Origin of the sequence: Agathobaculum massiliense, from assembly GCF_900291975.1 — a bacterium.
Classification (GTDB): domain Bacteria; phylum Bacillota; class Clostridia; order Oscillospirales; family Butyricicoccaceae; genus Agathobaculum; species Agathobaculum ammoniilyticum.
The window spans coordinates 1,368,019-1,381,273 of the sequence record NZ_OMPN01000001.1 but is presented as its reverse complement, the minus strand read 5'-3'; the positions used below and the strand labels follow the sequence as shown (position 1 = coordinate 1,381,273).

12 protein-coding genes are annotated in these 13,255 nt (G+C 58.3%); 10 read left to right on the top strand and 2 right to left on the bottom strand.

Annotated elements, in window-relative coordinates:
* Positions 1–13: 13 nt before the first annotated feature.
* Positions 14–1,540, bottom strand: a complete 1,527-nt coding sequence (locus tag DBQ51_RS07145; protein WP_262564626.1) for a recombinase family protein — start codon at positions 1,538–1,540, stop codon at positions 14–16.
* 533 nt (positions 1,541–2,073) lie between these two features.
* Between DBQ51_RS07145 and DBQ51_RS07140 the strand changes: the two genes are divergently transcribed.
* The 5 genes from DBQ51_RS07140 (at position 2,074) to DBQ51_RS07120 (ending at position 7,060) form a co-directional block, all read left to right on the top strand.
* Positions 2,074–3,183: an NAD/NADP-dependent octopine/nopaline dehydrogenase family protein gene (locus DBQ51_RS07140; RefSeq protein ID WP_054327949.1), complete on the top strand. Its 1,110-nt coding sequence runs from the start codon at positions 2,074–2,076 to the stop codon at positions 3,181–3,183.
* 36 nt (positions 3,184–3,219) lie between these two features.
* Positions 3,220–4,005: an aspartate/glutamate racemase family protein gene (locus DBQ51_RS07135; protein ID WP_082397312.1), complete on the top strand. Its 786-nt coding sequence runs from the start codon at positions 3,220–3,222 to the stop codon at positions 4,003–4,005.
* A 124-nt stretch (positions 4,006–4,129) separates the two neighbouring features.
* Complete coding sequence (gene dctP, locus DBQ51_RS07130) at positions 4,130–5,188, top strand: TRAP transporter substrate-binding protein DctP (RefSeq protein ID WP_054327947.1); 1,059 nt, start codon at positions 4,130–4,132, stop codon at positions 5,186–5,188.
* A gap of 34 nt (positions 5,189–5,222) precedes the next feature.
* Complete coding sequence (locus DBQ51_RS07125; protein WP_242977969.1) at positions 5,223–5,756, top strand: TRAP transporter small permease; 534 nt, start codon at positions 5,223–5,225, stop codon at positions 5,754–5,756.
* Positions 5,756–7,060, top strand: coding sequence for a TRAP transporter large permease (locus tag DBQ51_RS07120; protein ID WP_054327945.1), 1,305 nt, complete (start codon positions 5,756–5,758; stop codon positions 7,058–7,060). The genes DBQ51_RS07125 and DBQ51_RS07120 overlap by 1 nt, the downstream gene beginning before the upstream one ends.
* 99 nt (positions 7,061–7,159) lie before the next feature.
* Here the strand turns inward: DBQ51_RS07120 and DBQ51_RS07115 are convergent, their stop codons facing one another.
* Positions 7,160–8,377 carry a sugar diacid recognition domain-containing protein gene (locus DBQ51_RS07115; RefSeq protein ID WP_159068092.1) on the bottom strand — a complete coding sequence of 406 codons (1,218 nt, stop codon included), beginning with the start codon at positions 8,375–8,377 and terminating at the stop codon, positions 7,160–7,162.
* A 466-nt stretch (positions 8,378–8,843) separates the two neighbouring features.
* Here DBQ51_RS07115 and eutS point away from each other — a divergent pair, with 466 nt between their 5' ends.
* From eutS to eutA, 5 genes are all read left to right on the top strand, one after another.
* Positions 8,844–9,194: an ethanolamine utilization microcompartment protein EutS gene (gene eutS, locus DBQ51_RS07110; protein ID WP_107631119.1), complete on the top strand. Its 351-nt coding sequence runs from the start codon at positions 8,844–8,846 to the stop codon at positions 9,192–9,194.
* Positions 9,195–9,205: 11 nt separating this feature from the next.
* Positions 9,206–9,667 (top strand): EutP/PduV family microcompartment system protein, encoded by a 462-nt coding sequence (locus DBQ51_RS07105; RefSeq protein ID WP_054327941.1) that lies wholly within the window; start codon positions 9,206–9,208, stop codon positions 9,665–9,667.
* A 27-nt stretch (positions 9,668–9,694) separates the two neighbouring features.
* Positions 9,695–10,276: an ANTAR domain-containing response regulator gene (locus DBQ51_RS07100; RefSeq protein ID WP_307718889.1), complete on the top strand. Its 582-nt coding sequence runs from the start codon at positions 9,695–9,697 to the stop codon at positions 10,274–10,276.
* Positions 10,277–10,278: 2 nt separating this feature from the next.
* Positions 10,279–11,679 carry a sensor histidine kinase gene (locus tag DBQ51_RS07095; RefSeq protein ID WP_242977855.1) on the top strand — a complete coding sequence of 467 codons (1,401 nt, stop codon included), beginning with the start codon at positions 10,279–10,281 and terminating at the stop codon, positions 11,677–11,679.
* Positions 11,680–11,811: 132 nt separating this feature from the next.
* Positions 11,812–13,242: an ethanolamine ammonia-lyase reactivating factor EutA gene (gene eutA / locus DBQ51_RS07090; protein ID WP_107631118.1), complete on the top strand. Its 1,431-nt coding sequence runs from the start codon at positions 11,812–11,814 to the stop codon at positions 13,240–13,242.
* The last annotated feature ends 13 nt before the right edge of the window (positions 13,243–13,255 follow it).

Sequence of the window (13,255 nt, the reverse complement as noted above, 5' to 3'; positions counted from 1 at the left end):
TCCGTTTTTTTATTCAGGCGCCATAGGGCAAACGGAACACGACCTCGACGGTATCGTCGCCGACGACGACCCGCCGGATAGCCGCCTGCGCAATCTTCTTCTTTTCGGGAATGGTGTAATCCGGCCACTCGGTCAGAATGGCCTGGAAAAACGGCTCCAGATCGTCCTGCGGATGGGTGTAGAGCAGGGCGTCGCGCTGGCGCTTCAGCTCGGACAGGGCGTGGTTGGCCTCGTGGATCTGCGCGGAAACGATATGTATGACATCGGTCTCGCGAACGTGCGCAAGGTTTCGCGTGAGCTGGCCGATCTCGTCTTCCTGCTGGGCGATGGCGGCCGCAAGCCGGTTGAGGCGGGCGTCGGGACGGCGCTGCGTTTGGGGGGCCACCGCACGGTAGCTGCGCAGGAAATCGAGCAGGCGCGTCTGGACTGCTTCCTCGATCTGCTCCAGCGTCACGACCGTGCCGCGGCCCGGGCAGACCGCGTTCCCGCGCTTATGCCCGCCGCAGTTGATATAGTGGCCGCGCATGCCGGCGGGCTTGTTGACCACAGTGATCGCGTAGCCGCATTTTTGGCATTTCATCAAGCCGGACAGCCAACTGTGCGTCCCTGCGCCGCTGCTGCACAGCGTCCGGTTGCGGTCGAGCTTGCGCTGCGCTTCCAGCCAGCACGCAGCGTCCACGATCCCCTCGTGCGGCGCGAGGGTGATAAAGCTGCCGGACAGGTCGGACAGGCGGTGGCCGGACTGGTGCGGCGCATAGCAGTAGCAGCCGTGCCGCTGGTCATAGGCGTCAATTGGATCGTTCATCGTGGCGCCCTTGCCCTGCAGATAGCAGTAAACCGCGGCGTCCGCCCGCACGAAAGCGGGGCTGCGCAGCAGGCGCCCCAGCGGCAGCGTCGACCAGCTCCCGCCGCGCGCGGTGTGGTACCCGCCCGCGTTCAGCCAGCGCACCAGCGAGCCCAGCGTTTCCCCATCCTGCAGGTAACGCGCATAGAGCGAGGCCATCAGCGCGGACTGCACGGGATCGGCCACATAGCAGGCGGTTCGTTTGCCGCCTATCGTGGTTTCCCCCTTGCTGAAGCCGAACGGTGGCCGGCCGCCCAGATACATGCCGGCTTTCGCACGGGCAAAATAATTGTCAGTGACGCGGCGCTGGATGGTTTCGCGTTCGAACTGCGCGAATACCATCATGATCTGCGCCATGACCGTGCCGGAGGGGGAGTCGTCGAGCGTAAGGCCCTCGGCGACCGATTGGAAGTGGACGCCGCGCGCCGACAGCTGGGCGCACAGGCCGGTAAAGTCATGGACCGAACGGCTGATGCGGTCCAGACGGTAGACCAGGATCTTGTCAACCAGGCCGTTTTCCGCGTCGTGAAGCAGCCGCTGGAGCGCGGGCCGGTTGATGGTTTTGCCGGAAAAGCCCTTGTCCGTGTACACCCGGCAGGACTGCAGCTCGCGTGTAGTGAGCGCGCCGCGGCAGAGCTGCGCCTGCTGCTCGACCGATATGCTGTCCGCGCGTTCCACGGACTGTCGGGTATAGATGGCGACCGTACAGCGTTCTCCTTTCTGTGCGTTTTACGAGGCGAGGATGACCGCTATGCCGGTTTTGCTGGAAGCGGGCGTGCGAAGCCCTGCCGGATCCGGCAGAGCTGCGCCTTGAATTCGCCCTGCGTCACCGGCGGGTCGCAGGGCTCGATGCTGACCATCGTTGTCATGGGGGAGGCCTCCTTTCGCGAAATGGCGGGGAACCACGGGAGAAAGACAAGGACACGGGCAGGGCGTGCGCCCTGCTTTTATCGTATGCCTGAATGGGGGTGGAGAGAACCGGACGCGGCGGTGTTTGCGGCGGCGCCGGAAAAATAGAAAAGCAGCATAAAAGTGCATAAGGCGCGGGGGAAGAAATTTGTTCGTTTCGTCCATGTTGTCGTATGGTATGATGCAGAAACGGCCCGCTTGATAAAAAAATTTAATCCATATCGTAGGATGTAGTATTTTGTGGACTATGCTAATATCGAAATACAAACCACAGGCGATATTTGTTGATTCTATCAAAATGCTGAAAGGATGAATGGGTTATGACACCGAAAAAAATTGCAGTTTTGGGCGGCGGCAACGGCGCGCACACGATGGCGGCAGAGTTTGCGCTTAAGGGACACACGGTCAATCTGTACGAAATGCCCCAGTTCAAGGGCAACATGAAAAAGGTTTTCGAAACCAAGACCATCCGACTGAAAGGCAATATCAAGGAGCTGCAGGGGCCGGTCGAGCTGAATATGGTCACTGACGATATCGCCGAGGCAGTGGAAGGCTGCCGGTATATCTGCCTGGTAGCGCCGGCGTTCACCCACCTGGGCTACGCCAAGCTGCTCAAGGGCCATCTGCATAAGGATCAGATTGTCGTCACCTATCCGGGCGCGTTCTCCGCGCTGGTCATGAAAAACATATTCGGCGACGATCCGGACTGCCCGATCTTCGCGGATGCGAACAACCTGCCGTATGACTCCCGTCTGACCGCCCCTGGCTCGGGCGAGGTCAACGTATTCGGCCGCAACCCGATCAATATTGCGTTCCTGCCGGCGGATAAGGGGCCGGAGCTGATCGACGAGATGCGCGAGGATCTGTTCCCGTTTGAGAAAATCTACCATGACTGCCTGGAGTGCGGCCTTGCGATCGTCAACCCCGATTGGCACGCCGGACCGGTGCTGTTCAACATCTCCCGCATTGAAAGCCCGCAGGTCAATTTCTTCTTGTACGAGCACGGCTGGACGCCCTCCGCGTGCCGCCTGAACATCGCGATGGATAAGGAGCGCAAGGCGCTGGGCAACGTGCTGGGCTACAACCTCCGCCCGATGGAGGATTTCGCCGGCCGTCCGGACGACTATGAATGGACCTGGCAGGATCTGTATAAGGAGGGACATGGCTCGATCGGCCTGACGCCGATCTGCGGCCCGAACGACCTCAGCAGCCGCTATCTGACCGAGGATATCCCGTTCGGACTGGTTCCGTGGGCGGCGATCGCCGAGGTGGTGGGCGTTCCGATGCCGCTGACCAACGGCTTCATCGACATCATCAATATCGTACATGAGCGCGACTGGCGCGCCGAAGGCTGCGGCCTGGACGAGTTGGGCATCGAGGGCATGGACAAGGATACACTGCTCGCCTATGTGCGCACAGGCAAGAAGTAAATAAAAAACATCTGACAGCGAAGAGAGGGAAACGCCATGAGCAAGATCATTCGAAATTGGGGCTATATGGGTCCCAATACACCCAACAGAAGATACGATACAACGGAAGGTCAGCTGATGAACGGCTTCCCGATCGGTATTCTTCAGTTGTGGGCGCATCTTCCGTTCTTTCCCGGCAACGTATCCAATGCCTATACCTACGACTTTCCAGTAAAATTCATCGAGGTGAAAGGCTCGGGCATCGATAATATCCTGGCGGGCGATATGTCGTTGGTGGATAATATCGTGGCTGCCGCCAAGCAGCTGGAAATGGATGGGTGCCGCGCGATCTGCGCGAACTGCGGCTTCTTCGGCCATTATCAGAAGCTGGTCGCAGACCAGCTGGACGTACCCTGCTACCTGTCCTCCATGGTGCAGGTGCCGTGGGTGCTGGTCGGCCTGAAATCCGATCAGAAGGTCGGCATTATGACTGCAAACAAAAACACGCTGACCAAATCGCTGTTCGAGGCGTGCAGCATCAGCGAAGAGCTGCAGAAGCGCTGCGTGGTATACGGCGCGCAGGACGAGGAGGAGTTCCCCAATATCCTAACTGGAAAGGGCGGCCTGGATTACGACAAGGTGGGGGATGAGCTTTCCGGCATCGCGCACCGCATGATCGAGGAGAATCCGGATATCGGCGCGATCCTGCTGGAATGCACGGATATGCCGCCTTACGCGCACCGCCTGCAGGCAGAGCTGAACCTGCCGGTATACGATGCGATCACGCTGATCAAATACGTTAAGTCCACGGTAACGCAGACCCCTTATTACGGCTTCCTTTGAAAGCCGGACCGAACGCAGGCATCTGTGCCGCCGCAATGCGCGCGGCACAGATGCTTAGGATTTCACGGGGAGATGGGTATACAGTCCGAAACAAAGAAATTGGAGAGAAAGGGAGCGATCATCAATGAAACATCTGGGAAAGAGAATTATCAGCCTGGCCCTGCTGGGCGCTATGGGCGCATCCACGCTGGCGCTGGGCGGATGCGGCAACTCCAGCGGCGCAACCAACGCGGACGGCGAGCAGACATATGAACTGCGTTTAGCCACGCTGTATCCGGCAGACCATGAAATGACCATTGCCGTGCAGGCCGCGTGCGACAAAATCGAAGAGGAAACCGGCGGGAACGTCAAGATCCAGATTTACCCCTCCGACCAGCTGGGCGATTATACCTCGGTTTATGAGGAGATCATGAAAGGCACGATCGACCTGATGGTCAGCGGCGTGCTTACGACATATGATTCCAATCTGGAAATTATGAACATACCATATCTGGCCAGTTCATATGAGGAAGCAAAGGAGTATATCGTTAATCCCGATTCGTATTTCTTCCAGACGGTCCTGGAACACCAGAGGAATTTGAATATTGAAACCCTGGGTATCTATCTTGCCGGCGCGCAGGGAGTCGGTGCTGCCAAGGTCATCGATAATCTGATGGATCCAAATGCAGCAAAGCCGTATTTGATTCGCTGCCCCTCGACGGACGGTTATCTGTGGACCGCAGAAGGATTTGGTTTTAACAGCGTAACAATTAACTACAGCGAGCTTTATTCCTCCCTCCAGACCGGCGTATGTGACGGCTGGCTCGGCGGCGGTGCTTATGTCAATTATCTTAGCTTCCGCGATGTTTTAAAATATTTCGGAGATGCGCGCTGCAGTTTTGAAAGTATCATCTGTATTATGACCAAGGATTTGTACGACGGTATGCCTGCTGAGTACCAAACCATTATCAGCGATACGTTTGCAGAATCCACAATGAGCTTTGCAGACCAGATGGAGGGGCTGGACGAGCAGGCGATGCAGGATATGGAAGCCATGGGTATCGAGATTTACCGGCCGACAGAGGAAGAATATGAAACGATGCGCGAGCATTTCCGCACCAACGTATGGCCGAAGTACGAAAACACGCTGGATACGGAAATATTCAATTCACTGATAGCAAACGGCCTGCGGGAGGCTGCATAGCATATCCGGAAGGAGGAATCGTGCAGTGGCGATCATGGATAAAATCCAAAATAATATCATATTCCGCGCGTTGCTGAAAGTGGAATCTGCCGTAATGATTATCACCAGCATCCTGGCGGCCGGCATTGTGTTTGTCGGCGTGGTGATGCGGTATATCCTGCAGATGAACTTTTTCGGACAGGAAGAGGTCCTGTGCGTTGTGGCAATGTGGCTTTATTGGTTTGGCGGCATCTACGGAAGCTACGAAGGCTCGCATATCAAGGGCGATATGCTGTCGTCGGTGTTCAAGTCGCCGCGCTCCAAGAAGATTGTGGAACTGGTCATCCAGGCGGTCAGCTTTGTGGTGATTTTGGTGTTCTGCATTTGGGGCTTTGAGTATATGGCGTTCAACCTCAGGTTCAATGCCGTGACGACCGGCCTGAAAATCCCCATGTCCCTTTCGCAGATGCCGCTGCTGGTCGGCTTTCTGCTGATGGAACTGTACACGGTGTTTAACTTCTTCCGTGTGTTACTGGATAAGGATTTCGGCAAGGCGAAAGAGCCTGCGGAGGAAGGGGGAAGCGAGTAATGGAATTGGGTGTTGCATTTGCAATCCTGCTGGTCTGTATTGTCGTGGGCGTACCGGTCGTGTATTCGTTCGGTGCGGCGACGATCTGGCTCGTGCTGACGCTCGGCTTCGACGCCTCCTTCGTGTTCACCACAGTTTACAGTAAGATGAACAGCTCGGTGCTGATCGCGATCCCGCTGTTTATCATTCTGGGTGCGATTATGGAAAAGGGCGGCGTCGGCAGCGCGCTGGTCAATTTTGTAGAGGCCTTTACCGGTCGTGTCAAGGGCGCGCTGTGCGCGGTGTCTTCGGTAGCCTGCGCGGTATTCGGCGCGATCTGCGGCAGCGGCGCGGCGACTCTGTCCTGCATCGGCTCGATCATGGCGCCGAAAATGCGCGAGCGCAACTATCCGATGGGGGTTGCGGCGGCCGTCCTGGCCTGCGCCGCGCCGATCGGCATGCTTATCCCGCCAAGCTCGATTCAGATACTGTTTGCATGGTCGGGCAACCTCTCGGTTTTGACCTGCTTTATGGCAACGGTCATCCCAGGCATTATCCTGACGATACTTATCGGTATCTGCGGCATTGTCATGTGTAAAAAGTATCCGGATGTCATGGTCACGGAAAAGATGTCGCGGAAAGATTGGATGTCCAATACCTACCGCTCCACCGTACACGCCATTCCGGCGCTGTTTATGCCGATCATCGTGCTGGGCGGCATCTACGGTGGCTTTATGACCCCGTCTGAGGCGGCCGGCGTGGCGATCGTTTACTCGATCCCTGTCAGCATTCTGATTTACCGAGGGACCAAGATGAGGGAACTGGGCCGCACCTTCAAGGAATCCGCGGTCACCACCGGCGTTATCATGGTTATGCTGGGCACCATCATGGTCGTCAGCCGCATTCTGGTCATGAACAACGTTCCATCCATGATTCTGGACGCACTGCTCACCGTGACCGGCAACAACAAGTACTTGGTTCTGCTGATGATTAACATTTTTATGGTCATCATCGGCATGCTGATGGATGACGTCAGCGGCACCCTGCTGGTGGCGCCGATCCTGTTGCCGATTGGCATGGAGCTTGGCGTGAACCCCTATCAAATGGCGGCTATTCTGGGCGTAAACCTCGGCATGGGCAACGTAACCCCGCCGACCGCGCCGTTCCTCTACCTGGGCGGGCGTATCTGCAAGGTGGACACCAAGAGCATGATGAAGCCGATGCTGACGATCATCGCCTTCTGCTATGTGCCTACGCTGATCCTCACCACCTACATACCGGAGCTTTCGCTCTGGCTACCGCGCTTGATTATGGGTTCGGTTTGACCCGCCGATAGAAAAGGATTATCTGTTTCTTCGCTGAAAGGGGCCGCGCTGTAACCTGACAGCGCGGCCCCTTCCGGCAAAAAGCGTATCGAAATTCTTTCACATGACGATGGAACTGGTGCGGGAGTCGGACTGGCCGCACAACTTGTGCCGGATATCCAGAAGATAGATGGCAAGCACCTTGTCCAGATCGTACATATCCAGCCCGCAGGTTTCGCGGATGCGGCGGAAGCGGTAAACCAGGGTGCTTTTGTGGATATGCAGCGCCTGCGCGGTCTGCACAAAGTTAAAGCGCTGCTGGAACCAGTGTTCAATCGTTAACAGGACCTCCTTGCGGTTTTTCGCCTGCATGACCCGCCCGAACATCTGCGCGGAGATCTCGCTACAGATGCCGTCCGGCAGGCTGGCAGCGATTTTCTCCAGAACCACATCGCCGATATAGAGGCAGGTGCTGTTCCGTATGCCGGCATGGATGCTTTTTAAGGCGAAGCAGGCATTCTCATAGGACTGGCGCAGCGTCTCGACCGAGTGGGAGAAGAAGCCGATGCCGATGCGGAGGCGGATGCCGACGGTCAGGCACTCGCTGCTCACGCAAAGGCACTTTTGCTGCAGCATTTCCAGGTATTGCTGCGGCTGGATGCTGCGCAGCCCAAAGGCAAACACGACATAGCCGGTATTGTTCTGCGGGCAGACAAAATCCTGCGGATGATCGAAATGGCGCAGCAGGCATTCCATGATTTTCGCCTGATGCACGCGCGTTTCCTCGGAAGCGTCGTCGTGCCGGCCTTCGATTTCCTCCAGTTTGACGGCGATGCGCGCCGCGTTCAGGTCAATGCCGAATTCGTAAGCGCTTTCGCAGATGGCGGCTTCATCGTGTGAGCGGGAATCATATGTAATGATTTCGCGCAGGAGGTTTTTCTTCCGGTAATCGGTGCGGGTCGTGGAGCGCTGGCGCTTTTCAAAATCGAGAAATATCTGCGCAAGCTGCTGGATCAGCAGGGCATATTGCGAAATCTCGTGCGGGGCGCCGGTAATGCCGATCGTGCCGATGACGATGGAATCGATGATGATGGGGATGGTGATGCCGGGCTTGGTGCCGGCGAATTTACGGGCTGCTGCGGCGTCATGGTAGATTTTGCGCGCACTCTGGATGACTTCAAGCGAAGCCTCGTGCAGCGAGTCGACGCGGTCGGGATCGTTGGAGGCGACGACATAGCCAAAGGAGTCGGTAATAAGCACGTCGTGTCCAATGGTCAGACTTGCCGACTGCGCCAATTTTTCGCATAGCTTTTTGTCCAGTAGATCCGAGTTAGACACAAAAATCTCCCTTTCTTTTTGGATGCGGGCGGTGGGTCGTTTCGCTTTCGCAGTGCGAAAACCGCACGATATTTTTAACGTGTTTTTTACATTATAGCACGGTCTTCCTGTAATGGTCAAACATACCAAATAGGAAGAAATTGGGATGTGGAAATATATTGAAAGAAATGGGAAATCCCTCCTTGCGACAGGCGCCCGCAGGCCGGCGGGCCGGCAGGGGCGCGCGCTTAAATTCAGGAGCTATATACGCCGGAAAAGTCATTGACAGACAGCCAAAATACTGCTAAACTAACCATAAAGCAATAAGCTGAAATTAGCTGTTTTGTTTATTTCAGGCAGAGGACGCGCCGTTAGTGTCCAATGCAAAAAGCGATTTTCCAATAAAAGAGCGACGTAGCTCCCGAGAATCCGGCCGACAGGCGGGGTCCTTTGGGGGCTTTTATTTTTAGGAAAGGGGGCGGCGGAGTTGATCGAGCTGGATGAGAAAAAAAGGATTATCCAGGAGTTTGTGCCAGGAAAGCAGGTCACCCTGTGCCATGTGATCGCCAGTCCCGAGGATACGCTTTACGCCAAGCTGGGACTGATCGACGCGCACGGGGCGATCGGCATTATGACCATCACGCCGAGCGAGGCCGCGATGATCGGCGCGGACGTGGCGGCCAAGGCGGCCTCGGTCGAGGTCGGCTTTGTGGACCGTTTCAACGGCTCGCTGGTCATCACCGGCGAGGTGGCGGCGGTGGAGGAAGCGCTTGCCGGTGTGATGCAGGTGCTGTGCGACATGATGGGCTTCAGCCCTGCGCCGATGACCAGGACGTAGGGGAATTGGCCATGGAAAACAGGGAAAAGAAGCGGATCATGCTGGTCGGGCGATCCACGGCGGGCAAGACAACGCTGTGCCAGCGTATCAGCCGACGCGATCTGGCGTATCACAAAACACAGACCGTGCAGGTTATCAACCAGACGATGATCGATACGCCCGGCGAATACCTGGAGCGGCGCAGCTTTCGGGGGGCGCTGATGGTCACCTCGGTGGAAGCGGACTATGTGGTATTCGTGCAGTCCGCCACAGAGGAGGGTACCATGTTCCCGCCCTCCTATAACAGCCAGTTTGCCAAGCCGGTGCTGGGCGTAGTGACAAAAAGCGATATCGCTGCGCAGGAGCAGATAGAAAAGGCAAAAAAATACCTGCATATGGCGGGCGCCAAAACGGTGTTCGTCACCAGCAGCGTCACCGGCGAAGGGATGGACGCACTGATGGCCTATCTGGGCTATGAACAGGCGGAGGAGTGATGCCGCCTGAGGGTAAGGAGAATGGATATGAGCCGAATCAGAGTGGTGATTGCGGACGACGAGCCGATCACCCGCATGGATTTAAAGGAGCTGCTGTCGGCGCAGGGTTACCAGGTGGTTGGCGAGGCGGCGGACGGTTTCGACGCGATCGAGATGTGCCGGCAGACACAGCCCGACCTCGTGCTGCTGGACGTGAAGATGCCGCTGCTGGACGGCCTTTCGGCCGCCAGGATCATTTACGAAGAGGATATCGCGGAAACGATTATCATGCTCACCGCGTACAGCGAATGGGAATTTGTCAAAACCGCGCGGGATCAGGGCGTGGCGGGATATCTGGTCAAGCCGCTGGGCGAAAGCTCGCTGGTGCCAAGCATAGAGCTGTCCGTGGCGCGCAGCAAGGAGATGCGCCAGCTCAAAAAGGACATCCGGCAGGTTACTGACCGGCTGGAAAGCCGTACCGTGATCGAAAAGGCAAAGGGCCTGTTGATGTCGCAGGAGGGAATGACCGAACAGAGTGCATATGATTACATACGCAAGCTGAGCCAGAGCAAAAAGCTGTCCATGCGGCGGGTCGCGGAGATCATCCTGATGAGAAGCGGGGGACGCTGAGTATGATGGATACGATCGAGGCACTCTGCCGGAAATATACCAGCCTGGCGCCGGCGGATATTGCCGTGATACAGGGAATGAGCACCGTTCTGAGGGCTTTGGCCAGTTGGGAGGAGGCGGACATTTTTGTGGACTGCCCCTGTCGGGACGGCGACGCCATCGTTGTGGCGGAGGCAAAGCCGGACGGCGCGCCGTCCTCCTACCGGAAAAGCGTGGTGGGGCTGCTGGCGCGCAGGGAGAACGAGCCGGCCGTGGCGCGGACGCTCCGCCTGGGCGTGGGAACCAAGCAGATGAAAGCGCTGACCCAGGAAAACCGGCGCACGGTCCAGTCGGTCGAACCGATCAAAAACAGCGCAGGCAAGGTGATCGGCGCGCTGGTGCGGGAACAGCGGATGGACGAACGGCGGCAGGCAAGCGGCCGGCTGCATTTTTCCGACCGTGACCCTGCAAAGATCGCCAACGCGCTCGCGCATATGGCGGGAAACGATTGGCTGACCGAGTGTATCGACGAGGCCCTGCTGATCGTCGACCGGACGGGGCGGGTGGCGTTCTGCAACAGCCTGGCGCGCAGCCTTTATCAGACGCTGGGATATCTCGACGACCCCCTGGGGCAGCGGTATGAAAACGTGCGGCTGGCCGAGGTACGGGAGGAGGGCGAGCAGGCTGGTTACGCGGCGGCGGAGGTTACGTTGGGTCGCCACAGCCTGCTGGTCAAGCAGATCCGGCTGGCGCGGGAGGATATGGCGTTTGCCGTGATCGTGCAGGATCTGACGTGGAAGCGCGAACAGGAGAAGCAGCTTGTGCTGAAGTCGGCGGTGGTCAAGGAGATGCACCATCGGGTGAAAAACAGCCTGCAGACCGTGGCAAGCCTGCTGCGGCTGCAGATGCGGCGGCTGGATGACGCGGCGCTGCAGGACGTGCTGGAGGAGAGTATGAACCGCATCCTCTCAATCGCTACCACGCATGAGCTGCTCTCGCGGTCCGGTGTGGACGAGGTGATGATCGGGGAGGTCATCCGCAATATCCGGAACAATATCATCCGCGCGTTCAGCCGGCCGGATTTCCATGTGCAGATCCGGCAGGAAGGGGATGACTTTCCGGTCAATTCCGATACTGCCACATCGGCCGCGCTGGTAATCAATGAGCTGCTTCAGAATTCCCTGCAATATGCCTTTCGGGGGCGAGAGCAGGGCGGCATCCGGATCGTTGTGAGCCGCGGGGAGCTGTATTCCTGCATTGAGGTCATTGACGACGGGTGCGGCTATGATACGGTGGCTGTCCGGCCGGACAGCCTGGGCCTTTCCATCGTGCGTACAATGGTGGAGGATCGGTTGCACGGCAGCCTGAAGACCGAATCGGGCAGTGGTGGCACGCATGTGATGTTTGATTTCAGAAACCAGTAAAAGAATAAGGCTGCGGCATGATGGAATGCCGCGGCGAAGCAAACGGGCGGCGCAGTCCGGATATACAGGCTATCAGTCTGTGTATCCGGACTTTTTTGATGAAAGTATATTTTGCAAGATCGGAGGCGCGCCATGCACGAGGAGATATGCAGCGTGGGCGTGGATATCGGGACATCCACCACACAACTGATATTTAGCAGATTGACGATCGAGAACCGGGCGAGCAGTTATACCGCGCCGCGCATCCAGATCGTGAAAAAAGAGGTCGTCCACCGCAGCGGGATATACTTTACGCCGCTGCGGTCGGGGACGGAGATCGACGCGGAGGCGGTCAAGGAAATCGTGCGGAAGGAATACGCCGCAGCGGGTATCCGTCCGGCTGATGTCAGGACCGGCGCGGTCATCATTACCGGCGAGACGGCGCGCAAGCAGAACGCGAACGAGGTTCTGGAGGCGCTGGCAAGCCTTGCGGGCGATTTTGTGGTCGCCACGGCCGGACCGGATCTGGAATCCGTGCTGTCCGCGCGGGGAGCGGGCGCCGACCGGCTTTCTGAGGAGGCGCGCACGGCTGTAGCCAACCTGGATGTCGGCGGCGGAACGACCAACATTGCGGTATTCGATAAAGGGAAGCTGGCCGGCGTCTGCTGTCTGGATATCGGCGGGCGGCTGATCCGCGTGGAGCATGGCCGGATCGCCTATGTCTATCATAAGATTGAGGCGCTGGCCCGTGCGCACGGCATCGCGCTGCGGGCTGGAGATGCGGCAGATGTGGAGATGCTGCGGCGGGTATGCGGCCTGATGGCCGACCAGCTCGCGCAGGCGTTGTCCCGCCGGCCGCCGGATGGGCAGCACGCCGGACTGTATACTAACGGCGGGAAGCCGCTGCCCGAAGCAGCGCGTGCGCGGGCGGTCACCTACTCGGGCGGCGTGGCGGACTGCATTTATACGCCGCCGGAGGGGGATGTGTTCCGGTACGGCGATGTGGGCGTGCTGCTCGGACAGGCGATTCGGGGAAACGCGGATCTCGGCGGGCTGCGGCTGTTCCGGCCGGCGGAAACCATCCGCGCCACCGTGGTCGGCGCGGGGACGCATACGACCGAGGTCAGCGGCAGCACCATCCATTATGCGCGGGGACGCCTGCCGGTCAAAAATGTACCTGTGCTCCGTGTATCCGAGGAGGACGAGGCCGCGCCGGAAACGCTGCGCGACGCCATCCGGCGTCAAATGCCGATGTACCAGCCGGAGGGACGGATCGAACAGGTCGCGATCGCGTTCAGCGGCAGGTCCTATACCAGCTTCGCCGCCATCCAAAAGCTGGCCGCAGCGGTAACGGACGGGGCGGCGGAGAGCATCGCGGGCGGGAACCCGCTGATCCTGGTGGTGGAGGCCGATATTGGCAAGGTGTTGGGAAATGCGCTCAACGTGCGGCTGGACTTCCGCAAGGACGTCATCTGCATCGACGGGATACGGACGCAGGACGGCGATTATGTGGATATCGGCGCGCCGGTCGCGGACGGGCATGTGGTGCCTGTCGTGGTCAAGACGCTGATCTTCAATTCATAACAAGCAGGGAGAG

What these genes read in the sequence shown, in the direction of transcription:
- DBQ51_RS07135 (WP_082397312.1), top strand. Translation starts at nt 3,220, where the DNA reads ATGAGCAAGATCATTCGAAATTGGGGCTATATGGGTCCCAATACACCC.
- dctP (WP_054327947.1), top strand. Translation starts at nt 4,130, where the DNA reads ATGAAACATCTGGGAAAGAGAATTATCAGCCTGGCCCTGCTGGGCGCT.
- DBQ51_RS07125 (WP_242977969.1), top strand. Translation starts at nt 5,223, where the DNA reads ATGGATAAAATCCAAAATAATATCATATTCCGCGCGTTGCTGAAAGTG.
- DBQ51_RS07140 (WP_054327949.1), top strand. Translation starts at nt 2,074, where the DNA reads ATGACACCGAAAAAAATTGCAGTTTTGGGCGGCGGCAACGGCGCGCAC.
- eutA (WP_107631118.1), top strand. Translation starts at nt 11,812, where the DNA reads ATGCACGAGGAGATATGCAGCGTGGGCGTGGATATCGGGACATCCACC.
- DBQ51_RS07120 (WP_054327945.1), top strand. Translation starts at nt 5,756, where the DNA reads ATGGAATTGGGTGTTGCATTTGCAATCCTGCTGGTCTGTATTGTCGTG.
- DBQ51_RS07095 (WP_242977855.1), top strand. Translation starts at nt 10,279, where the DNA reads ATGATGGATACGATCGAGGCACTCTGCCGGAAATATACCAGCCTGGCG.
- DBQ51_RS07105 (WP_054327941.1), top strand. Translation starts at nt 9,206, where the DNA reads ATGGAAAACAGGGAAAAGAAGCGGATCATGCTGGTCGGGCGATCCACG.
- DBQ51_RS07100 (WP_307718889.1), top strand. Translation starts at nt 9,695, where the DNA reads ATGAGCCGAATCAGAGTGGTGATTGCGGACGACGAGCCGATCACCCGC.